The sequence below is a fragment of the Salicola sp. AFF1 genome (genome assembly GCF_056783195.1).
The window spans coordinates 137051-159463 of sequence record NZ_JBXAYL010000009.1 but is presented as its reverse complement, the minus strand read 5'-3'; the positions used below and the strand labels follow the sequence as shown (position 1 = coordinate 159463).

The window sequence follows — 22413 nt, the reverse complement described above, 5'->3', positions numbered from 1 at the left end:
ATCGGGATTGAGAGCTGAGCCAACAGCCCGCTACGCGGCCAGCAGTCCGGTTTCTGGATGCTCATGAGAAATCCGGGTTAGCCATCTGCTCTCAGGCTGCTGCATTTGGCGCCATATTCAGCGCGCGGCGGATGTCGGACTGAGTGACCTTCAGGTTGGTGGGAAGGTCCGCGGAGCCGGTTGTGATTTCCCACTGCCCTTTTGTGCCGGGCTTGGGCAGGGTGGTACGACCGCCCCGGGCAAGGGTTACACGTAGTTCGGGCTGGACCTTTAACTCATTCCATCCCCAATCCCAGCCTGAGTTCCTGTTCAGCACCTCCAAGCGCCAGGAATTATGCAGTAGCCAGTCCTGAACCGCTGGGTCCGCTTCGTGTTCTTGTCCTCCCAACGACACGATGATTTTCGGGGTTATTCTGGTCGTGTGCCGTTTGATGCCTGCATGAGGCTTTGGCGTCACGATACGCTGCGCCGAGTGATGAGAATGTTGATACAGTGTTTCCCACCGTAGCGCTTCGGCCTTGATGCTTTTTTTGGTGGCTTTGATCAACTGGCTCCGATCAGTCGGGATGACCTTTGACTTGGGGGTGTTGTTAACAGCCAGGTTCTCGAGGATATCCAGAACATACTTATGAATCTCATGGCTTGTGGTGATTGATCCGCTCTGTACCTCCTGAAGGATGAACTCCTTGATTGGCTCAATCAGCCACTTGCCCGCGCCCCTCTGGGCAAACTCGGAGGGCCGCTTTTGAAGCTGGTCGATCATTCGGTTTTTCAGACCCGAGACGTTGCCCGGCGCATTGGCCGGGTCCCTGAGGGAGTCGTTATATTCGCTTCGGAAGTGATTGGCCCAAGCTGCGCCTGTGCCAATTATCGAGAGGGTCACGGAGCGGGCTGCCATGGTGTGAGGCGCCAGTATCCAGCCCAGACCCATGGCTGTGGAGGCCATCAGGCTGTAATTGAGGTCGTGCTCACGGGCCTCGATAAATTCGGCAGCGCCTTCTTTGACACCTTGGGTTACGTCATCCAGCCAGCGGTCGCTGATTAACTGTTCGACGCGGTTTCTGACCTGAATGTCCACGTCGTTCGATGAGAGTGCCATTATCGTTTCTCCTATTCCCTTTTGGCTCCATTCCTTCAATTTGGATACTACATCAACGGCTTGGCAGCAACAACATGCTGAGGGTTGAGAGTAAAGGTGGATTGTCGTACGCTTCAGAGCCCACATATGGATAAGCTGAAAAGGGATCTTTCGCTGTGGACCACCCTATACGGAACCGACTCACTGCCATTGGCTTGATCCTGCTTTGTAGCGGGCTGGCAGGTTGTGATGGCTTCAGTGAAACGGATACCGAAGCTGCGGCGCAAGTGAAGGCCCGGGAGCTGGCTCCTGGTACCCGCTTTCAAGATAAGCTCAAGAGCGGCGGGCAGGGCCCGGAGATGATCGTGATCCCCTCTGGGCGTTTTATGATGGGAGATGCTCCGAAGCATGATTTTGACCGGGAAAGCCTTCCTGTTCACGAAGTCACTATTGACCAGCCGTTTGCCCTAAGTACTCATGAGATCACTAATGCCCAGTATGTGGAGTTCCTGAACGCTATGGGCCGTTTAGGCCCTCACTCCAAAGACTATGATTGGGTTTTCAGTAAAACATGGGGGCGGTATAGCAAGATCGTCGAGCGTGACGTTCAGGGGTGGATGGGACTGACCCGCCACTCTGTGTATGAGGTTGCTGAAGGGGCCCATAACGAACAGCGACCGGTCACCCATGTGAACTGGCATGGGGCTCAAGCCTATGCGGACTGGCTGTCCGAGCAGACGGACCACAATTATCGACTGCCCACGGAGGCGGAATGGGAATACGCCGCCAAGGCGGGAACGAGTACCTGGTACTGGTGGGGCAACAAGGGCGGCCGGGGCGGAGGGCGCGCTGTGTGCGGTGGTTGTGGCAGCCAATGGGACGATCGCCCCCGGGAGGAGCAGGATACAGCCCCGGTGGGCTCTTTCGAGCCCAACCCCTTCGGACTTTATGATGTGCACGGCAATGCCTGGGAATGGGTCCAGGATTGCTGGCACCCCAACTACGAAGGTGCCCCCACGGATGGCTCGGCTTGGCTCAAAGCCAATGCTCAGGATTGCAGGCGGGTCCTGCGAGGTGGCGCCATATCCTCCGGCGTTATCGATATGCAGTCGATTCATCGCACATATCGAAAACACCCAGCCAGCAACGTTGGCGGCATTCGCCTGGCCCGGGATCTGTGATCTGGCATGGCGGGGCTTGGCCCTACTGATAAGGAACACGCTAAAGAAGGACCTTCATCTGTGGACAACCTTATACGGAACCGGCTCAATGCCATTGGCTTGCTCCTGCTTTGTAGCGCTCTTCCAGGCTGTGATGCGTCCAAAGGTAGGGGCGCTGAATCAGCGCAAGTGAACGCCCGGGAACTGACCCCAGGGACGCGTTTTCAGGACCGGCTCGAGGACGGCGGCCGGGGGCCGGAAATGGTTGTGATCCCCGCCGGACGTTTCATGATGGGCGAGGCCCCGAATGATTTCGTCCTCCGGGAGAGTGTTCCAGCTCACCAAGTCACCATTGACCAGCCGTTCGCCCTTAGCACTCATGAGATTACTAATGCCCAATACGTGCGTTTTCTGAATGCCAAGGGCCACCGGGGACCAGGCCTGCAGAGTCCGGAGAATTATGAATGGGTAACGGACCAAGTGTGGGGCTTGCATAACAAGCTCATCGAAAAAAAAGTCGAGGGGTTTTGGGGACTGACCCACTATTATGAGTATGAGATTGCGGAAGGACCTCAAAATCAACAACGGCCAGTGGTTGAAGTAAGCTGGCATGGGGCCCAAGCCTATGCCGATTGGCTGTCCGAGCAGACGGGCCACAACTATCGGCTGCCCACGGAGGCGGAATGGGAATACGCCGCCAAGGCTGGAACGAGTACCTGGTATTGGTGGGGCAATGACGCAGGCCGGGGCGAGGGGCGTGCAGTCTGCGATGGTTGTGGCAGCCAATGGGACGATCGCCCCCGGGATGAGCAGGATACAGCCCCGGTGGGCTCTTTCGAGCCCAACCCCTTCGGACTTTATGATGTGCACGGCAATGCCTGGGAGTGGGTTCAGGATTGCTGGCACCCTAACTACAAGGGTGCCCCCACGGATGGTTCGGCCTGGCTCAAGGATGATGAGGATTGCAGGCGGGTTCTGCGCGGCGGGGCCATAACCTCTGGTCCTGCCAGGATGCTGTCAGCCTATCGCAAATATAAAAAACACCCTGGCAGCACCGTTGGGGGTATTCGCCTGGCCCGGGATCTGTAAGATCCGAGCTCAGGGGGCGTGGGACTTTGGCGTAAACCAGCGGCGCGGCCTGGGCACCTCATGAAAGATCGTCCATAAGCGCGGACAGCGTGGCCCGGCCCCGGCGGTGGTTGGCTTCCGGGTCGTTGTCCGTGGTGCCCTCGCGCTCCACGTGCTCGTCCGGCATTTCGTCCAGGAAGCGGCTGGGGATGGGCTCAATGAGCTCGCCGTACTGCTTGCGTTGGGCCGTGTAAGTCAGCGTCAGGCAGCGCTGGGCGCGGGTGATGCCCACGTACATCAGCCGCCGTTCCTCCTCGATGGTTTCCGTCTCGATACTGCTGCGGTGAGGCAGCAGCTCTTCTTCCAGCCCCATGATGAACACGTGGGGGAATTCCAGTCCCTTGGAGGCGTGCAGGGTCATCAGTTGCACCCGGTCGCTGTCGTCTTCTTCCTCCTGGCGGTCCAGAAGGTCCCGCAGGACCAGGCGGCTGACGGCATCCTCCAGGGTCTGTTCAGTGTCGCCGTCGTCCTCATCCGGTTCCATCTGCTCGATGGAATCCAGAAGGTACCAGACGTTTTCCATGCGCTTCTGGGCCTGCTTGGCGCTGGAGGCGTTCTGGTACAGCCATTCTTCGTATTCAACCTCGGTGAACATGCGCCGGATCACGCCCAGCGTGTCGTCCTCGTTCTCCAGACGCCGGCGTACATCGTGGAGGAAGTGGGAAAAGCGCCGGAGCTTGTCCAGGGCGCGGCCCTGGATATGGCTGTCGGCACCGACTTCGTCCAGCGCCCGGGTCAGGCTCATCTGGCGCTGGCGGGCGTAGCCGGTGAGCTGCTCGAGGGTTCGGGGCCCGATCTCGCGCCGGGGCACGTTGACCACCCGCAGGAAGGCTACGTCGTCGTCCGGGTTGGTCAGCAGGCGCAGGTACGCCATGGCATCCTTGATCTCGTTGCGGGCGAAAAAGGAGGTGCCCCCTGAGATCTTGTACGGGATCTGGTAGGCCTGGAGCTTGATCTCCAGCAGCTTCGACTGGTGGTTGCCCCGGTACAGTACCGCGAAGTCCCGGTATTCCGACCGGCTGCGGAGCCGTTGGTCCAGGATCTCGGAGGCAATGCGTTCGGCTTCGCCTTCCTCGTTCCGGGTGCGCAGGACGCGGATGGGGTCGCCTACGCCCAGATCGCTCCAGAGGGCTTTGTCGAAGACGTGCGGGTTGTTGGCGATGACGGTGTTGGCGGTGCTCAGGATACGGCGCATGGAACGGTAGTTCTGCTCCAGCTTGACGATCTTGATCGACGGAAAATCTTCCTTGAGTTGCGCCAGGTTTTCCGGCCGCGCGCCGCGCCATGCGTAGATGGATTGGTCGTCGTCACCCACCACCGTCAGGCCCTGGCGGTGGCCCACCAGCAGGCGTACCAGTTCATACTGGCTCAGGTTGGTGTCCTGGTACTCGTCCACCAGCAGGTAGCGGATACGGCGCTGCCATTTCTGGAGGATCTCCTGCTGGTTGCGGAACAACAGCACCGGCAGCAGGATCAGGTCGTCGAAATCCAGGGCGTTGTAGGCTCTCAGGTAGTCCGCGTAGTGCTGGTAGATGACCGCGAAGCGCTCCTCGCGGGCGTCGTTGGCCCGGCTCAAGGCCTGGTCCGGCAGCAGCATGGCGTTCTTCCAGTTGGAAATGGTCGCCTGCAGGTCGCCCACCTCCAGTCCCGTGTCCGGGGCATGTTCGGCCAGGAGGTCGCGCAGCAGGGCGCGTGCATCCTCGGCGTCAAAGATGGAAAAACCAGGGTGGTAGCCTACGGCGTCGTGCTCCTCGCGCAGGATGGTCAGGCCCAGGTTGTGGAAGGTGGCCACGGTGAGCCCACGGGCCGCGCGGCGGTCCACCAGCTTACCCACGCGTTCTTTCATCTCCCGCGCGGCCTTGTTGGTGAAGGTGACGGCGGCGATGTGGCGCCCAGGGTAGCCGGCGTATTCAATCAGGTGGGCGATCTTGCGCGTGATCACGCTGGTCTTGCCGCTGCCGGCACCAGCGAGCACCAGAAGCGGGCCGTCCAGGTATTTTACGGCTTCGCGTTGGCGGGGGTTGAGATCGGCCACGGGCAGTCCTCCTGAATGGTCCGGTATTGTAGCATCGAGTGGGCGTGGCTTGATCGGCGCTCTGAGCAGTGATTAAATCACTACGACATGCTACAGCAAGGAACAGGGAGACGTTCATGGGAAGACCAGCCGCAACCCTTGGGGATTTCCACATTTGCCCTATGTTTGATGGCCCCAAGCCTCATGTGGGAGGCCCTACGATAGCAGGGTCACCGAATGTGTTGATTGGGGGGAAACCGGCAGTACGCCAGGGCGATACAGCCATCTGCGTGGGACCGCCGGATATCGTCGCCGAAGGCTCGCCAACGGTGTTCATCAATGGAAGCCCTGCCTCCACCCAGGGGTGCGCCACCATGCATGGCGGCATGCTGGTCGTCGGCAACCCTACGGTGCTGATCGGCTGAGGGCCGGTCTGGCCCTTCAGCCGTAGCGGCCGGTGATGTAGTCCTCGGTTTTCTGTTCGCGCGGGTTGGTGAACAGGGTGTCGGTGTCGTTGAACTCGACAATCTCGCCCATGTGAAAGAACGCCGTGTAGTTGGCCACCCGGGCCGCCTGCTGGAGGTTGTGGGTGACGATGGCGATGGTGTAGCGATCCTTCAGTTCGTCGATCAGTTCCTCAATCGTGGCGGTGGCCAGCGGGTCCAGGGCGGAAGCCGGTTCGTCCATCAGTATGACTTCCGGATTCACGGCAATGGCGCGAGCGATGCACAGGCGCTGCTGTTGGCCCCCCGAAAGGGCGGTCCCGGGCGTCTGGAGCCGATCAGAGACTTCTTTCCAGAGTCCGGCGCGTTTGAGCGAGTTCTCGACCAGGTCATCAAGGTCGCGGCGGCTGTTGACGATGCCATGCAGCCGGGGGGCATAGGCGATGTTTTCGTAGATGCTCTTGGGGAAGGGGTTGGGCTTCTGGAAGACCATACCCACGTTGCTGCGCAGCTGGACCACGTCGACATCCGGGGCGTAGATATCCTCGCCGTCCAGGGTGATGTTGCCTTCAATCCGGACATTCGGGACCAGGTCATTCATGCGGTTGAGGCACTTCAGGAAGGAGCTCTTACCGCAGCCCGAGGGCCCGATCATGGCGGTGACCTCGCGCTCATAGATGTTGAGATTGAGGTTATGGAGCGCCTGGGCCTCGCCATACCAGAGGCGTACGTTTTCGGCCTGGACCTTGACGTTCTTCTCGGCGGTCTCGGTTTTCTGGGCCGTGGTGTCAGTGTCGGTCTGCCCCGTCATAGCGGTTGTTGATTCCATGGTCTCGGATGGGTCAGTTGTGGCTTCAGAGTACATAAGGCACCTCGTAGAGCGCTACCAGCGGCGTTCAAACTTTCGCCGAAGGAAGACGGCAGTGGCGTTGAGTGACAGCAGCACGGCCAGCAGCACCATGATGCCGGCGGCTGTCTTTTCCACATACGCCTGCTGGGGTTCCGATGCCCAGGTGAAAACCTGTGCTGGGAGTACCGTGGCGGATTCAAAAATACCGGAGGGTGCATCCGGAATGTAGGCGATCATGCCGATGATGATCAGCGGTGCCGTCTCGCCCATAGCCTGGGCCAGACCGATGATGGTGCCGGTGAGGATGCCGGGCAGTGAGGATGGCAGCACGTGGTCGCGCACCACCTGCCAGCGCGAACAGCCCATGGCGAAGGCGCCCAGGCGGATGGGGTCCGGTACGGCGCGCAACGCGGCCCGGGTGCTGATGATGATGATGGGCAGCGTCATCAGCCCCAGCGTCAGTCCCCCGGCCAGGGCGGAGGAGCGCGGTACCCCGAAGAAGTTGATGAACAGCGACAGCCCCAGAAGACCGAAGATGATCGACGGTACGGCTGCCAGGTTGTTGATGTTGACCTCAATGGTCTGGGTCAGCTTGTTGTCCGGGGCGAACTCCTCCAGATAGACCGCGGACATCACGCCAATGGGGAACGCGAACAGCAGTGTAATACCCAGTACATAGAGGGTGCCCACGGCGGCCGAGAAAATGCCGGCCAGTTCCGGAAGCTTGGAATCCCCGGTGGTGAAGAAGCGTGTGTTGAAGGCGTTCTGGATCCGACCTTGGGAGACCAGTTCATCGACCTGCTGCTGCAGGTCACTGGCAATGCTTTGGTCGTGTTTCAGGTACTGGTCGACCTCCGCTTTCACCGGGACCCATTTCTCTTCCGTGGTCCCGAGCAGGTCAGGGTTGCGGTCGATGGCCCTGGGGATTGACCGGGTAGCCCCGCGCGAGGCGATGTCCCGCATGTCGCTGGGCAGCGCGAACTGGCCGAGCCGTTCCGAGCGGTCGTTGTATTCCAGGGTGACCTTCACCTGGTGCTGCATGAAGGCGGTGTAGCCCTGGCTGATGATGTCACTGAAAAACGCCACGATGATGGCGAAGGCAATGGTGACCGCACCAATGCAATAGGCCTTGAAGCGCTTTTCCGCGCGATAGCGCCGGCGAAGGCGCGGGTTGTCGGCGGAGCCGGTCAGTCTGCGGGTGCTCATCTCGGTTCGCTCAGTCGTATTGCTGCTTGAATCGCCGCACCATCACCGTCGAGATGATGTTCAGCGTCAGGGTCACAATGAACAGCACCAGCCCCAGGGCAAACGCTGAAAGCGTCTGTGGGCTGTCGAAGGATTGGTCCCCGGTGAGTGAGTAGACGATGTTCACGGTGACCGTCGTCATGTCCTCAAGCGGGTTCCAGGTCAGGTTCGGGCGCACGCCCGCCGCCATCACCACGATCATGGTCTCGCCCAGGGCGCGGGAAACCCCCAGAAGGAAGGCCGAGATGACCCCGGGCAGAGACGCTGGAATCACGACGTTGCGGATGGTCTCGGAACGGGTGGTGCCCAGGGCGAAAGCGCCTTCCCTCAGGCTCTGGGGAATACTGTTGATTACGTCATCCGAAAGCGAGGAGATGAAGGGGATGATCATGATGCCCATGACAATGCCGGGAGAGAGGATGTTGCTGTAGGACGCATCCAGCCCGAAGAAGCCGGCGATATCGACCACGATCGGCGTGACGGTGATGGCCGCGAAGAAGCCATAGACCACAGTGGGAATACCGGCAAGGATCTCCAGGATGGGTTTGACGATGCCACGGGTCCGCAGCGAGGCGTATTCCGACATGAAGATCGCTGACAGCAGGCCAATGGGCAGCGCCACGGCCATGGCAATGCCAGTGACCATGAAGGTGCCCGCGAACAGGGGCACGGAACCGAACATGCCGCCACCGCCTTCGCTGACCTCGTCACCGCGCCCTGCCGCTTCAAGGAAAGAGTCGCCCGGATCCCATGTGGTTCCGGTGATGAACTCCCAGAAGCTGACTTCGCGGAAAAAGCGCATGGCTTCGAAGATGACCGACAGCACAATGGCAATGGTGGTCATGATGGAGATCAGGGCCGCCCCCAGTAACAGCCAGCGCACCACCCGGTCCAGCGTGTTGCGGGCGCGCAGGCTGGGTCGGATGGCTTTCAGCCCGAAAGCGAAGCCGGCGAGTGCCGTGACCAGCGTCATGGCCAGCACCAGCTCCGAAGGCAGGGCAAGCCAGCCGAGAAGGTTCAACAGGGAGGCGGCACCGGCGACGCCAATGGCGGGAATCGCCATGGAGACGACGGAATACCAGCCGTACTGTTGGGGCCTGGAATGCAGGCGAGTGCCATCGGCCTGAGTGGCCAGAGCTTTGCGCCGGCCGAGGTGGAATCCGGCGTAGCCCAGCGGGATCAGTCCCGCGAGCAGTAACAGCGTGGTTTCACCTACGCCCACTTTTGCCTCTCCTGTACACACGAAAACCCGACTGTCCGCTGGCGGCGGAAGCAGCCGGGAAACTACCAGAGATTATTCCAGATCGCTACGCTTCAGTACGGTCCGGTTCGCGACATGCTTTTGCCACTCCTGACGTGTGCTGTCGGGCAGTGGAATCAGACCTTCTTCCACCAGCAGTCCGTTCGGGCCGATCATGAGGTCATCCATGAAGAGGCTGACGTAGCCGTCAATACCGGGCGCCACCGACCCTTCATGCGCCTTCTTGATGTAGAACCAGAGGCTGCGCGCCACCGGGTACGATTCAGTGGAAATGTTTTCGGTTGTTGGCGCCACGCCATCGACCTTTGCAGCCTTGACGCTGCCCCGGTTTTCCTCAAGGAAGCTGTAGCCGAAGATGCCGAAAGCCGCCTTGTTCTCCTGGATGCGCTTGATGATCAGGTTGTCGTTCTCGCCGGAATCCACGTAGGCGCCATCGGAGCGGATGTCGGTGTATTCGCCCGGATAGCCGGCTTCTTCGCTGACATCCGCCATAACCAGCTCCTCAAAGGCGTCGCGTGTGCCGGAGGTGGTCGGCGGGCCGAGGATCTCAATCTCGCGATCCGGCAGGCTGGCGTCGATATCGTTCCAGCTGTCGTAGGGGTTCTCAACCAACTCCCCGTCCTGGGGCACTTTGGCGGCTACGGCTAACAGGATCTGTTCGCGGGACAGGTTGATGTCCTTGTTATCACTGCTTTGAGCCAACACGATGCCGTCGGAGCCGATCATTGCCTCGGTGATCTTCTCGACGCCGTTTTCCTGGCACCGGTCGAATTCACTGGGCTTCATGCGGCGTGATGCGTTAGTGATGTCCGGCGTGCCTGCGCCGACCCCTTCGCAGAACAGCCGGAAGCCGCCGCCGGAGCCAGTGGATTCAATGGTGGGTGTGGGATATTCCGTCGTCGCCCCGAACTCCTCTGTCACATAGCTGGCAAACGGGTAAACCGTGCTCGACCCCACGATCCGGATCTGATCGCGCTCCTGGGCGAGCGAGGTGGTGCTCGCGGTCATGAGTGCGGCCAGTGCGATGGCGGATTTCTTCCAGTTCTGCATCAGGAGACTCCTAAGGTTGCCCCAATTGTTCATCTCGTTCATCAGATTGAAAGTTTATGAGAGTTCTATGACAGTTTTGTGACAGGAGCGGGGCAGCCTTCCCGCCGGGGCTGGTCCCGGCGGGAAAAGCCAGTCCTGGGGCTCAGAAGCTGAAGATGGCGCCAACCATGACGTTGTCGCCTTCATCGTTCGCTTTGTCGTACCAGCCGGCTTCCGCCCAGAGGCTCAAAGGCTCATAGAGCTGATGCGAGACGCCCAGGGTGAGTTCGTCACGTTCGCTGACAACGGTTTCGTCATCCGGTGAGACGCGCTGAACGGCGCCGTAGAACTCGGTGCGGCCCTGGCTGAACGTGCCGCGCAGGGCAGTGAAGGTGGTCTCGTCACCGGCCGGGTCACCCTCCAGGTTTTCCTGGATTGAGTACTTGGCGCCGAATTCAAGCGGACCGATGCCGTAGAGGCCGGACATACCGTAAGTGTTTTCGCTGACATAGACATCGTTGCCAGCGGCATTGGTTCCGGTCTCGGCACCACGGTCGTCATAACCGGCATAAAGTCCCCAGTTATCCCCGGTGTAGCCACCGGCGAGGGAGAGACCCACCTCGTTGCTCTCCTCGCTGGCAGGGCCTTCGTCCCGGCCCTGGATCCGCGCCTGGGTGCGGAAGCTGAAGCCGTTCCAGTCCGGGCTGTAGTAGGCGACCTGGTTGTCCTCGCTGGCGAAGGCCTCATCCGAGATCTCGGCGTCCTCGGCGACTTCGGTGGCGTCGATGATCAGGTCCTCGTAAACGCTGTCGAAGTTGCCGGCCTGGAGCTTGCCGAAGTTGCCCTTGAGGCCGAGGAAGGCACTGTCCTGGCCGTCAAAGGCGCCGCTGCCATCGTCTCCATCGCTCTCGTATTCCAGTTCGATCTGGCCGTAGGCGGTAACCGCATTGCCGAGGCGCGTTTCGAAGCCGAACCCGAGGGTGGAGTCTTCATCATCAAGTTCCGTGGAACTGTCCCCGGCTCCGTTTTTTTCAGAGATGACCTTGGGTTCAACGGTGCCGTAAAGGTTGAAGGTGGTGTTTTCCGCCAGGCTGAGCCCGTCCTGGGCGGTAAATTCGAGGGCCTGGGCACCAGGTGCGACAAGGGCGGTGGCAATGGCAGCCGTGAGAAGATGCTTGCGAGTCATGGTTTGTTCCCGAAAAAGCGTTTATCGACAGGATGTCATCAGTCAGCGTCTCCGCCTTCACGGTCGCGTCAGCAGGCGACAGCAACCCTGAAAACGCGAAGACCTCGCAGGTTACGGGACTGTGACATTTTTCTTTCAGGCGCGGAAGTGGTTGTGGGTTGAAAAGTGTTGAAGCCTGTACCTGCGCGGTCGCATCGCTATAATGGCGAGCGGATTTCAAACCCACTGGAAACGGTTTCCCATGAGCTCAATCAATCAGGCTATTGCCAATGAACTGGGCATCAGCCAGCGCCAGGTGGATGCCACCGTGGCCCTGCTGGATGACGGCGCGACCGTCCCTTTTATTGCCCGTTACCGCAAGGAAGTCACCGGTTCCCTGGATGACAGCCAGTTGCGTCAGCTTGACGAGCGGCTGCGTTATCGCCGGGAAATGGAGGACAGGCGCACCACCATCATCGAGACCATCAGGGACCAGGGGCAGCTGACCGATGAGCTGCTGGCCAGCCTGAGCCAGGCGGATACCAAGGGCCGGCTGGAAGACCTGTACCTGCCCTATAAGCCGAAACGGCGTACCAAGGGCCAGATCGCCCGGGAAGCAGGGCTGGAGCCGTTGGCGGATGCGCTGTTCGAGGAGCCGGATCAGGAGCCGGAAGCCCTGGCCGGCGATTACCTCAATCAGGAGGCCGGCATTGATGGGACCAAGGCCGCACTGGATGGCGCCCGTTACATCCTGATGGAGCGTTTTGCCGAGGATGCGGACCTGCTGGCCCGGCTGCGTGATTTCCTGTGGCAGGACGGCCAGCTGCGTGTTCAGGTGGTCAGCGGCAAGGAGGAAGAAGGGGCGCGTTTCCGGGATTACTTTGATCATCGCGAGCCATTGAAGAAGGTGCCCTCCCATCGGGCGTTGGCGATATTCCGGGGCCGTAATGAGGGCGTACTGCAGTACAGCATCGAGGTGGGCGACCCGGAAGCGGACAGTCGCGCGCCCCATCCGGCTGAGGGGATGATTGCTGCGCACTGGGGCATCCGCAATGAGGGGCGCCCGGCGGATCCCTGGCTGGGCGACGTGGTGCGCTGGACCTGGCGGGTCAAGCTCAGTACGCACCTGGAAACCGATCTCATGGGCAGTCTGCGCGAACGCGCTGAATCCGAGGCCATCCAGGTCTTTGCCAGCAACCTGAAGGACCTGCTCATGGCAGCGCCCGCTGGCAAGACAGCCACCATCGGCCTGGACCCGGGGCTCCGCACCGGCGTGAAAGTGGCTATCGTGGACGGCACAGGCCGTTTTCTGGACCAGGGCACCATTCACCCTCATTCACCACAGAACCGGTGGGACCAGTCGATTGAGCAACTGGCGGGCTGGTGTCGCCAGCACGGGGTCGGCCTGGTTGCCATCGGTAATGGCACCGCGTCCCGGGAGACGGACCGGTTGGTGGCGGATCTTATCAAACGTTACCCGGAGCTGGGCGTCACTCGGGTGATGGTGAACGAGGCCGGGGCATCCGTGTACTCCGCTTCCGAATATGCGTCCAGGGAGCTGCCGGAGCTGGATGTGACCATCCGCGGCGCGGTCTCCATTGCCCGGCGCCTTCAGGATCCATTGGCGGAGTTGGTCAAGATCGAGCCCAAGTCCATTGGTGTGGGCCAGTATCAGCACGACGTTTCCCAGGTGCAGCTTGCCCGGACCCTGGATGCGGTGATCGAGGATTGCGTGAACGCCGTTGGGGTGGATCTCAATACCGCCTCGGTGCCCCTGCTCACGCGCGTGGCCGGGCTCAATACCGGGATTGCGGAGAACATCATCCGGCTCAGGGAGCAGAAGGGCATGTTCAGCAGCCGCCGCGAGCTTCTGGAGGTGAGCCGGCTGGGTGCCAAGACGTTCGAGCAGGCGGCAGGCTTTCTGCGCATCATGGACGGGGAGCACCCGCTGGATGCCTCGGCAGTCCACCCGGAAGCCTACGGGTTTGTTGAGGCCCTGGCGCAGAAGGAGGGTCGGTCCCTGGATGCGGTTATCGGTGATCACGCATTCACCCGGGCCCAGGACCCTGAAAAACTCGCGGATGAGCGCTTTGGTGAGCCGACGGTCCGCGACATCCTGAACGAGCTGGAAAAGCCCGGTCGGGATCCGCGTCCTGAATTCCAGCATGCCCAGTTCCGGGAAGGTGTGGAGACGCTTGCGGACCTGGAGCCCGGCATGAAGCTGGAAGGCAACGTCACCAACGTGACCCACTTCGGTGCTTTTGTGGACATTGGCGTACACCAGGACGGGTTGGTGCACATTTCGGCGCTGTCCAATGAGTTCGTGAAGGACCCACGGGATGTAGTCCGGGCGGGGGACGTCGTTACGGTTAAGGTGCTGTCCGTGGACAAGGACCGCAAGCGTATTGAGCTGACCATGCGTATGGGGGATGAACCGGGCCAGGGCAAACAGAACACGGCCGGTGCCCAAAAGGCCGGTCAGGGTGAACCGGCTGGAAAGCGCCAACGTAAGAGCCCGGATAAGCGCGGAACCACATCCAAAAAGCAGCCGGAAGCCGGCGGCGCCATGGCGGAGGCTTTTGCGCGCGCCTGTCAGTCCGACAAACAGCATTAACCGGGAGTATTGCATGGGGGAACGCCGTTTCAGGGCCCTGGAGTCGATCGCCGGCGGTGACTGGCCGGGTTTTTTCAAGGGGTTGGAGAAGGAAGGGCTCCGGGTGGACCCGGACGGTGCCATTGCCCAGACTCCGCACCCGCAAGCGCTGGGCTCCGCGCTGACCAACCCGGCCATTACCACGGATTATTCCGAGGCGCTGCTGGAGCTGGTCACCCCGGTCTGCGGGAGCACGCCGGAGCTGATGGCGGCGATTGAGGGCATTCATGGCTATGTTCATCGCCATCTGGGTGAGGAGCGTCTCTGGCCGTTGAGCATGCCCTGTCGGCTGGATGGTGAGCAGAGCATTCCCATTGCGCAATACGGCACCTCCAATATTGGCATGCTCAAAACCGTCTACCGGCGGGGCCTGGCCTGGCGCTACGGGCGCATCATGCAGAGCATCGCCGGTACCCACTACAATTTCTCCCTGCCGGACGCTTTCTGGCAGCAGTGGCAGCAGCAGCTTGGGGACCCGGGCCCGCTGGGGGAATTCCGGACCCAGCAGTACTTCTGGCTGATCCGTAACTTCCGTCGCCAGAGCTGGTTGCTGATGTATCTGTTCGGGGCCTCACCGGCGCTGGATACCAGTTTCATGAACGGCAAGCGCTCCGGCCTGGAACCATTGGGGGAGCGGACCCTGTTGCAGCAGGGCGCCACCTCGCTGCGCATGAGCGACCTGGGTTACAACAACCAGGCGCAATCCTCGCTGGATATCTGTTTCAACCGACTCGAGACCTACACCGAGACCCTGGATAACGCCATCCACACCACCTGGCCTCCTTACCGGGACATTGGGCTGTTCCAGGATGGGCAGCGCATCCAGATCAACGACAGCGTGCTGCAGATCGAGAACGAGTACTACAGCGCCATCCGGCCCAAACGAGTCACCGAATCCGGCGAGAAGCCCCTGCATGCCCTGCAGCAACGAGGCGTGGAGTACGTGGAGGTACGCTGTCTCGATCTGGATCCCTTCTCACCCGTGGGCGTTACCGAGGACCAGCTTGATTTCATGGACCTGTTCCTGCTGCATTGCCTGGTCAGTGACAGCCCGCTGATTGACGATAATGAGTGCGACAGCCTGGACAATGCGTTCCAGGACGTGGTCCGACATGGCCGCAGTCCGGGGGCGCGGTTCTGCTTTGGCGCCGGAGCCGAGGAGCTGGCCGGGGCAGGGCATCGGATCCTGGATCAGCTTGAGTCACTGGCAGCGGTTCTGCCGGGTGCTGAACGCTACCAGGCCGTTCTTGCCACCATGCGCGCTCGTTTGGATGATCCGGCCCAAACGCCGTCGGGCCGTCTTCTGGGAGAGCTTGGCGATGGCCGGGACCTGGTGGACTGGGGGCTGGCTCAGGCAAGCGCCCAGCAGGCGCAGATCCGCAGTCAGGCACCGGATGGCTGGGACGCCCACCTTGCTGATCAGGCACGCCAGTCGCTGGCTGAACAGCAAACCGTCGAGGGCGGGGAAAGCGAGGACTTCGAGACCTTCCTGGCCCGTTATCTCGCGGAATAAGCCCGCATTGTGAACGCTGTCCCTCTACCGGAAGGCAGTGGCGCACAATCCGTTAATGGTCAGTTGTTGATCGCCTTGGCCGTTGTTACTGTTTGTTGCAAAGGGTAACGAGGTGTTGCTCGCTGACCTGAAAGCGGCATCCGGAGGCGCGGCGCCATGGCGAAAAGTGGGGAACTTGGCTGGGATCTGGAATCGCTGAACAAAGCCTACCAGCATGGTTATGCGGCAGCTGCCATCCATATGGAGCCGTCGCGTTGCCCTTATCGCACCGATGTGGTGAGGGCTGCCTGGGAGGCAGGGTGGGAAGACGGTCTTAGCGTCGCAACAGAGCGGACTGGTCAGCCCACCAGCAGCGGCTTTCTGGGCTGGCTGTAGTACAGCACGGTGTTGGGGCCGTTGGCCTGCTAAGCGATCGGCGAGCAGCAGCGTCCAGCTCAAGGGCGGCTCAGCGGGCCTGAACGATGAAATCCGGTAACAGTACTTCCCGGACCGGTCCCTTTGATTTGGACTCACCCTCACCCCCTTCCGCTTGTTCCGGGTCCTTGTGCCCGTCGCCCCCGCTGTTTTTCGCCAGTTCGGGAACTTCGCTCACAAGCCGCTCATTCGCGGCCTTGCGGATGGCATGTCGCAGCTTGGTCTGCCCTTCCGGACGCTGCAGCTCATCCACGGACCGGTCGCTCATCAGCATCACCACTTCATGGCGCAGCCAGGGCGTGTGTGCTTTGGCTTTCTTGCGTGCTTTGCCCTCATGAAAACGCAGCGTGACCTTGGCCTTGGCGTAACTGCTTACTGAATCCTTGTCGCCGATGTTGACCACGAAAGCAGGGGAGAGTTCCAGATAGGTGGAGGGGGGCTTGTCATCACCCCCGCCGCCGCCCGCTGCCAGCGCCAGAGGCGCGATAAGTCCCATCAGTAATGCGGGAAATTGACGCATGGAGGATGCTGCCTATGGTTGTGGGTGGTAACTTATCCCCATTGTAGGGGGCCGTTTGCGGTTGTGCATCCGGCCCAAGGGAATGGCCCAGGAGTAGGCATGCGATTCAACCGGATACTGTTCACGCTTGTTGCGCTGGCGTGCGCGGCCGTGCTGGCCGTGGCGCTGTACATGGAATATGGGATGGGTCTGGAACCCTGCCCCCTTTGCATGCTCCAGCGCATGGCATTCGTGGGGCTGGGACTGGTGGCCCTTCTGGCGGCGTTGATTGGGCCTACCGGTTGGGGGGTACGGCTTGGCGGCGCCTTGATGCTGATTCCGGCGCTGACCGGTGCTGGCCTGGCTGGGCGTCAGCTCTGGCTCCAGAGCCTGCCCGCGGACCGGATACCCCCCTGTGGCCCTGGTTACGATTATCTGCGTGAAACCTTCCCGTTGACGGAGGTGATCCGGTTGGCGCTGGAGGGTTCCGGGGATTGCGCGGAAGTCCAGTGGCAGTTCCTGGGGCTGAGCATAGCCGGCTGGAGTTTTGTTCTGTTCGCGGGGGCGGCGCTGGTGGGCCTGGGGTTACTGGTGGCGGGCTCAGGACGGCAGCGGGATGGGTTGCTGGAGTGGTAAAGTTTCGGTAGTTTGAAACTGCACATGGTGTTGAATGCCAACAATCAGGAATCCTCCAGGGGTTCCACAAACACCTGACTTGTTGAGGGGAGGGGAATATGCTGGAAGACTGCCGGAGCGCCAAAGAGCGTTGGGGAGGGGTCAGTGAACTGATCGATCGCTGGTTGCAGTCACGCCAACAGTTGATCGTTCAGTATTGCGGGCTCGCGAGCAGCCCGGATTTCAGTCAGCCGGAGCCGCTGTACGAGCAGCTCTCCTCCCTGTGCGAGCAGCTCCTGGACTATGTCTCCGCCGGCCATTTCGAAGTCTACGAGCAACTCATGAACGAGGCCCGTGAATTCGACGACGGCGGTATTGAAGTGGCCAACCGGGTCTATCCGAAGATCAGCAAGACCACCCAGGAAATGCTGGCGTTCAACGACCTGCTTGAGGTGAGCGAGACAACGGAGGACGACATGCGTGCCATGTATGCCCGGGTTTCGAACCTGGGCGAGATCATGGAGGAGCGCTTCGAGCTGGAGGATCTCCTGATCGAGAACCTCCACAACGCGCATGCCGATCAGGTGGCCTGATCAGGGGCCTTACTGGACTTCGATGAGCTTGACGTCGAAGATCAGCGCCTGATTGGGTCCGATCGAGGGTGGCCCGTTTTCGCCGTAGGCCATGTCGGGCGGGATATAGAGCCGATAGCGGTCGCCCTCGTTCATCAGCTGGAGCCCTTCCGTCCAACCAGGAATCACCTGTTGCAGTCCAAAGGTGGCGGGCTCACCGCGCTTGCGGGAGCTGTCGAAGACCGTACCGTCAATCAGTTCGCCGGTATAGTGGACCGTGACCCGGTCGTTTTTGCCTGGCGATTGCCCATCCCCCTCCTCAATGACTTCGTATTGCAGCCCTGAGTCGGTGGTCTTGACGCCGTCACGCTGGCGGTTTTCCTTCAGAAAGTCCCTGGAAGCAGCCAGGTTGGCCTCGGCATCGCCTCCGCCATCACTGTCACTCTGTTGTTTGCCCCCCTTGCTGGCGGCTTCCTCCTGAAGGCGTTTCTGGTAGTTCTGTACCGCTTTCTGAATGGCCTCGTCCGACAGGCGGGCCTCATTGCCCTCCAGGCTGTCCCGCACGCCAGCGATGAACGCATCACTATCAAGGTCCTGCATATCCTGCTGGATGCGGTCGGCGAAGAGCTTACCCATGGCGTAGCCCAAGCGCTCGTTCTCGGACTCGAGGGAAACATCGGCGTCGGCGCTGCAGCCGACCGTGAGCATCAGCAAGGCGCCGGCAAGAGGGGTGCGGTACCGGGCGAGGGAGGTGCGTCGTATCATAATGGATCTCCGTTGGCTTCCATAATCTCCCGCCACAGCTCAACCAGCGATGCCGCAAGGGACGGGGCGAGCTCCGGAAGGAGGCTGTCCAGATTATGACGGGCGAGTTGGGCCCGCGAAAGGCCCGGATGACCGGGCAGGTCGTGTTCCGCCAGGTGCTGCCACCACCAGGCCAGCTCCACCTGCTCGGCCTGGAGTTCCGCTGCCTTCACAGTGTCGCGCAATGCAACGATGGCGCTGTGGTGCTTGGGAAGGCTCGTTCTCAGGGCGCGCAGGTCACTGGTTACCCCTTCGCGCCATTGTTGGAGCGCGACGGGTTCGGCCTCAGGGACCTGGGTGTTGCGGGCGGCACAGAAAAGGGCCACCAGCAGGGGGATGACTGCCAGTCCCTGGGACTGGGCTTCGAGGCAGCGTTGCGCCATGCCTTCGTGGCTCCAGAGGCTCAGCGCATACTGCCAGAGAGGATTGTCCAGCGCGAGATTGTCCGGCGGCTCCTGCCGTGGCATGGGGTCTTTCCTGTAGAATGCCGCCATGCTTGTACTGAATAACCTGACACTTCAGCGCGGCGGCCAGTGGTTGCTTGAGGACTGCTCCGCCACCATCCAACCGGGGCAGCGAGTCGCACTCATTGGCGGTAATGGTGCCGGCAAGTCCAGTCTCTTTCAAATGATCCTGGGGGAACTGGCGCCGGAGAACGGCGAGATCCAGATCCCCGGTGGCTGCCGCATTGCCCACATGGCACAGGAAGTGGGCGGCAGTGAGCGCACGGCCCGGGATTTTGTGCTCGATGGCCATGCCGAACTGCGGCGCCTGGAGCAGCGCCTGGCCCGCGCCGAAGCCAGTGGCGACGAGAATGAGATGGTGCGGGTGCATGGCGAGCTTGATAATCTCAAGGCGTGGGACGCGCCGCGCGAGGCCGAGGCCCTGTTACGCGGACTGGCTTTTACGGATGAGGACATGGATCGGCCGGTGGAAAGCTTCTCGGGAGGCTGGCGCATCCGGTTGAACCTCGCCCAGGCGCTGATGGTGCCTTCGGACCTGCTCCTTCTGGACGAGCCCACCAACCACCTGGACATTGAGGCCTGTTACTGGCTGGAGGGCTGGCTCAAGCAGTACCCGGGCACGCTGCTGTTCATTTCCCATGATCGGGATTTCATGGACCGGGTGGCAACGCATGTCATCCATTTCGAGCACCGTAAGCTGCATTACTACGCGGGCAACTATCATGCGTTTGAGCGCCAACGCTCGGAACGCCTGGCCCGCCAGCAGGCGGAGTATGAGAAGCAGCAGAAACGGGTGGCCGAGATCCAGGCCTTCATTGATCGCTTCCGGGCCCAGGCGAACAAGGCGAAGCAGGCCCAGAGCCGCATCAAGGCGCTGGAGCGCATGGAAACCATTGCCCCGGCGCATGTGGACTCCCAGTTCGAGTTCCGTTTCCCCGAGGCGGACAAGATCTCCAATCCCCTGCTGACGGTCCGGGGTGGTGCCGTGGGGTATGCGGGCAAGCCCCTGCTCAGTGGCATCCATCTGCATTTGCTGCCGGGCAGCCGGATCGGCCTGTTGGGTGTGAACGGGGCGGGCAAGTCCACCCTGATCAGCATGCTGCGGGGTGCGACGCCGCTGCTCAGTGGCGAACGGGTTACCGGCGAGCACTTCCGCCCCGGTTACTTTGCCCAGCACCAATTGGATGAGCTGGACCTGGATGCCAGCCCCTTTCTGCACCTGCAGCGCCTGACGCCTGAGGCGTCGGATCAGTCGATCCGCAACTTCCTGGGTGGTTTCGGGTTCCGCGGGGACGATGCACTGGCGAGCATCCGCAACTGCTCCGGGGGCGAGAAGGCACGTCTGGCGCTGGCGATCATTGCCTGGCAGAAGCCGAATGTGCTCTTCCTGGACGAACCGACCAACCACCTCGACCTGGAAATGCGTCAGGCCCTGACCATGGCTCTGCAGTCCTTCAATGGCGCCATGGTTCTGGTTTCCCATGATCGCCACCTGTTGCGCAACACCGTGGATACCTTCTGGCGCGTTGCGGACGGCGGCGTGAGCGAGTTCGATGGGGATCTGGACGAATACGAGCGCTGGTTGGCGGAATCTGGGGAGGCAACCTCGGGGGGAAGCAGCAGCAAGTCGGGAGCGAAGGCTTCGACCCCGGACGCCGACGTGAAGGAAAGCGCGGCGGAACGCCAGGCGCGCAAGAAAGCGGCCGCCGAGCAACGCCAGAAGATGGCCCCTTGGAAGAAAGAAGTTGAACGCTGGGAGAAAGAGCTGGAGCGCATTGGCCGGGAAAAGGCCGAGGTGGAAGAAGCCCTCGGGGACACCGGCCTGTACGAGGCGGCGCGCAAGGACGAACTCAAGCAGCTGCTGGATCGCCAGGCGGAACTGGCGCAGCGTGAATCCGAGGCTGAGGCCGCCTGGCTGGAGGCCAGCGAGACGCTGGAGTCACTGGAGGCGGATGCCTACTCCTGAATCACCAGGTCGATGTCCGCCTGCTTGAGGCAGTCGCTTTCGCTCAGCAGGTCGGCCCGGGTCAGGGGGTGGTCGTCCAGCCAGTTTTCGGGCAGTGAAACCCTGATGCGGGCCCCTTTGGCACTGATGCTGAATGGCGGTGGCGCCGCGCCGGCGCGCCCGTGCTGGAAGAGAACCGCGAGCCTTAATACCACCGCCAGGCGCTTGATCGGCTGTATTTCATCCGGGTAGAGGTGCTTGAACAGCCCGTTATTGAACTTGCGTCGGTGCGTTCGGACCAGGGTGGCCAGGGCGCGCTGGTCGTCCTGTGAAAAGCCCGGCAGGTCTGAATGGGTCATCAGGTAGCTGCCGTGCTTGTGGTACTGGGTGTGGCTGATGGCCAGCCCGATCTCATGGACCCGGCAGGCCCAGCAAAGCAGGTTGGTGTAGTAGGCGGCGTCCAGCCCCCAGGCCGGGCCAACCTGGTCCAGCGCGCGGATGGCAGTGGCTTCCACGGCCGCCGCGTGGTCCAGGTCCACCGAGTAGCGGCCCTGTAGCGCCTGGATGGTGCGTTCGCGCACATCCTCGTGGTTGTCGCGCCCCAGCAGGTCATAGAGCACCCCCTCGCGCAGGGCGCCGTCGGCAAAGCTCAGGGAGTCGATGCCCAGAGCCTCGAAGGCGGCATAGAGGATGGCGAAGCCTGCTGGAAAAATGCTGCGCCTGTCTTCGCGCACCCCAAGGGCATCCAGCTTGCTGGTCCGGCCAATGTCGATCAACCGTGAGCGCAGGGACTTCATCGCTTCCCACGTAACGCCCTCGCGGGCCAGCTTCAGCTCGTTCACCACACCGATGATGGCCTTGATGGAGCCGGACGAGCCCACGCAGCTCTGCCAGCCCCGCTCCCGGAATCGCTGCTGGATGTTGAGCAGTTCCTGGCGGGCGTGGGTGATGGCCTTGTCCATGCGCTTGCGGGAGATCTTGCCATCCGGGAAGTAACTGTTGCGGAACGAGACACAGCCCATGTGAAGGCTCTCTGTCTCGCGGGCCTCAAAGCGCTCGCCAATGATGAACTCAGTGCTGCCGCCGCCAATGTCGATGACCAGGCGGGGGCCCACATCGTCCGACAGCGTGTGGGAGACGCCCAGATAGATCAGGCGGGCTTCTTCCCGCCCGGCTACGATTTCCACCGGGCAACCCAGCGTCTGCTCGGCGGCCTGGATGAAATGATCCGCGTTGCGCGCCGCGCGTAGCGCGTTGGTGCCCACCACCCGAACCGAGTCCGCCTCCATGCTGCGGATTCGCTGGGCAAAGCGTTGCAGGCAGGCCAGGCCCCGGTCACGGGCCTCCGCGGAGAGGTAGTTGTCGCTGTCCAGGCCCGCGCCGAGCTGGACCTTTTCGCCCATTTTCTCAATGGTACGGATCTCGCCGTGGACCGCCTGGGCCACGACCATGTGGAAACTGTTGGAGCCCAGATCCACGGCGGCCAGAAGCCGGGGGGCGTCCTGGGAACTGTGCGGGGAAGTCACCTGTCTTGAAATCCTGCTGAAAGCCCATATATTCT

20 protein-coding genes are annotated in these 22413 nt (G+C 61.5%); 9 read left to right on the top strand and 11 right to left on the bottom strand.

From position 1 onward, the window contains the following. Positions 1-91: 91 nt before the first annotated feature. The gene (locus tag AC1RQI_RS08435; protein WP_481904395.1) at positions 92-1099 is read right to left on the bottom strand and encodes a hypothetical protein; all 1008 of its coding nucleotides are present in this window, start codon (positions 1097-1099) and stop codon (positions 92-94) included. Between the two features lie 155 nt (positions 1100-1254). On the opposite strand from AC1RQI_RS08435, the gene AC1RQI_RS08430 reads away from it, so the two are divergent. Both AC1RQI_RS08430 and AC1RQI_RS08425 read left to right on the top strand, forming a co-directional pair. Next, positions 1255-2259 (top strand): formylglycine-generating enzyme family protein, encoded by a 1005-nt coding sequence (locus tag AC1RQI_RS08430; protein WP_481904394.1) that lies wholly within the window; start codon positions 1255-1257, stop codon positions 2257-2259. Positions 2260-2319: 60 nt separating this feature from the next. Next, the gene (locus AC1RQI_RS08425; protein WP_481904393.1) at positions 2320-3327 is read left to right on the top strand and encodes a formylglycine-generating enzyme family protein; all 1008 of its coding nucleotides are present in this window, start codon (positions 2320-2322) and stop codon (positions 3325-3327) included. A 58-nt stretch (positions 3328-3385) separates the two neighbouring features. On the opposite strand, the gene rep is transcribed toward AC1RQI_RS08425, so the two are convergent. Continuing rightward, positions 3386-5401: a DNA helicase Rep gene (rep, locus tag AC1RQI_RS08420; protein ID WP_481904392.1), complete on the bottom strand. Its 2016-nt coding sequence runs from the start codon at positions 5399-5401 to the stop codon at positions 3386-3388. 116 nt (positions 5402-5517) lie between these two features. Here rep and AC1RQI_RS08415 point away from each other — a divergent pair, with 116 nt between their 5' ends. Beyond that, a complete protein-coding gene (locus tag AC1RQI_RS08415) occupies positions 5518-5805 on the top strand; it encodes a PAAR domain-containing protein (RefSeq protein WP_416632594.1) in 288 nt (95 codons plus the stop codon). Between the two features lie 16 nt (positions 5806-5821). Here AC1RQI_RS08415 and pstB read toward each other — a convergent pair whose 3' ends face one another. The 5 genes from pstB to AC1RQI_RS08390 form a co-directional block, all read right to left on the bottom strand. Next, complete coding sequence (pstB, locus tag AC1RQI_RS08410; RefSeq protein ID WP_416632593.1) at positions 5822-6634, bottom strand: phosphate ABC transporter ATP-binding protein PstB; 813 nt, start codon at positions 6632-6634, stop codon at positions 5822-5824. Positions 6635-6706: 72 nt separating this feature from the next. Continuing rightward, complete coding sequence (gene pstA, locus AC1RQI_RS08405; RefSeq protein ID WP_481904391.1) at positions 6707-7879, bottom strand: phosphate ABC transporter permease PstA; 1173 nt, start codon at positions 7877-7879, stop codon at positions 6707-6709. Positions 7880-7889: 10 nt separating this feature from the next. Further along, on the bottom strand, positions 7890-9140 hold the full coding sequence (pstC, locus tag AC1RQI_RS08400; protein WP_416632591.1) for a phosphate ABC transporter permease subunit PstC: 1251 nt from the start codon (positions 9138-9140) through the stop codon (positions 7890-7892). A 72-nt stretch (positions 9141-9212) separates the two neighbouring features. Continuing rightward, a complete protein-coding gene (locus tag AC1RQI_RS08395) occupies positions 9213-10229 on the bottom strand; it encodes a substrate-binding domain-containing protein (protein WP_481904390.1) in 1017 nt (338 codons plus the stop codon). A gap of 142 nt (positions 10230-10371) precedes the next feature. Further along, positions 10372-11394 carry a porin gene (locus AC1RQI_RS08390; protein WP_481904389.1) on the bottom strand — a complete coding sequence of 341 codons (1023 nt, stop codon included), beginning with the start codon at positions 11392-11394 and terminating at the stop codon, positions 10372-10374. 241 nt (positions 11395-11635) lie between these two features. Here AC1RQI_RS08390 and AC1RQI_RS08385 point away from each other — a divergent pair, with 241 nt between their 5' ends. The 3 genes from AC1RQI_RS08385 to rmf all read left to right on the top strand — a co-directional run bounded on the left by AC1RQI_RS08385 (position 11636) and on the right by rmf (position 15914). Further along, positions 11636-13987 (top strand): Tex family protein, encoded by a 2352-nt coding sequence (locus AC1RQI_RS08385; RefSeq protein WP_481904388.1) that lies wholly within the window; start codon positions 11636-11638, stop codon positions 13985-13987. 13 nt (positions 13988-14000) lie between these two features. Continuing rightward, complete coding sequence (gene gshA / locus AC1RQI_RS08380) at positions 14001-15539, top strand: glutamate--cysteine ligase (RefSeq protein ID WP_481904387.1); 1539 nt, start codon at positions 14001-14003, stop codon at positions 15537-15539. A gap of 156 nt (positions 15540-15695) precedes the next feature. Continuing rightward, positions 15696-15914 carry a ribosome modulation factor gene (gene rmf / locus AC1RQI_RS08375; RefSeq protein ID WP_481904386.1) on the top strand — a complete coding sequence of 73 codons (219 nt, stop codon included), beginning with the start codon at positions 15696-15698 and terminating at the stop codon, positions 15912-15914. A 70-nt stretch (positions 15915-15984) separates the two neighbouring features. Here rmf and AC1RQI_RS08370 read toward each other — a convergent pair whose 3' ends face one another. Further along, a complete protein-coding gene (locus AC1RQI_RS08370; RefSeq protein WP_481904385.1) occupies positions 15985-16473 on the bottom strand; it encodes a flagellar basal body-associated FliL family protein in 489 nt (162 codons plus the stop codon). A gap of 99 nt (positions 16474-16572) precedes the next feature. On the opposite strand from AC1RQI_RS08370, the gene AC1RQI_RS08365 reads away from it, so the two are divergent. After that, positions 16573-17088, top strand: a complete 516-nt coding sequence (locus tag AC1RQI_RS08365) for a disulfide bond formation protein B (protein WP_481904384.1) — start codon at positions 16573-16575, stop codon at positions 17086-17088. A gap of 98 nt (positions 17089-17186) precedes the next feature. Further along, entirely contained in the window at positions 17187-17660 is a 474-nt protein-coding gene (gene rsd, locus AC1RQI_RS08360; RefSeq protein WP_416632583.1) for a sigma D regulator, read from the top strand. Between the two features lie 9 nt (positions 17661-17669). Here rsd and bamJ read toward each other — a convergent pair whose 3' ends face one another. Then, on the bottom strand, positions 17670-18404 hold the full coding sequence (gene bamJ / locus AC1RQI_RS08355) for a BamJ family beta-barrel-assembly machinery protein (protein ID WP_481904383.1): 735 nt from the start codon (positions 18402-18404) through the stop codon (positions 17670-17672). Beyond that, a complete protein-coding gene (locus AC1RQI_RS08350; protein ID WP_481904382.1) occupies positions 18401-18910 on the bottom strand; it encodes a TIGR02444 family protein in 510 nt (169 codons plus the stop codon). The genes bamJ and AC1RQI_RS08350 overlap by 4 nt, the downstream gene beginning before the upstream one ends. Positions 18911-18935: 25 nt before the next feature. Here AC1RQI_RS08350 and AC1RQI_RS08345 point away from each other — a divergent pair, with 25 nt between their 5' ends. Further along, entirely contained in the window at positions 18936-20873 is a 1938-nt protein-coding gene (locus AC1RQI_RS08345; RefSeq protein WP_481904381.1) for an ABC-F family ATP-binding cassette domain-containing protein, read from the top strand. Here the strand turns inward: AC1RQI_RS08345 and ppx are convergent. After that, positions 20864-22378, bottom strand: coding sequence for an exopolyphosphatase (gene ppx, locus AC1RQI_RS08340; RefSeq protein WP_481904380.1), 1515 nt, complete (start codon positions 22376-22378; stop codon positions 20864-20866). The two genes, AC1RQI_RS08345 and ppx, sit on opposite strands and share 10 nt — an antisense overlap. Positions 22379-22413 lie beyond the last annotated feature (35 nt).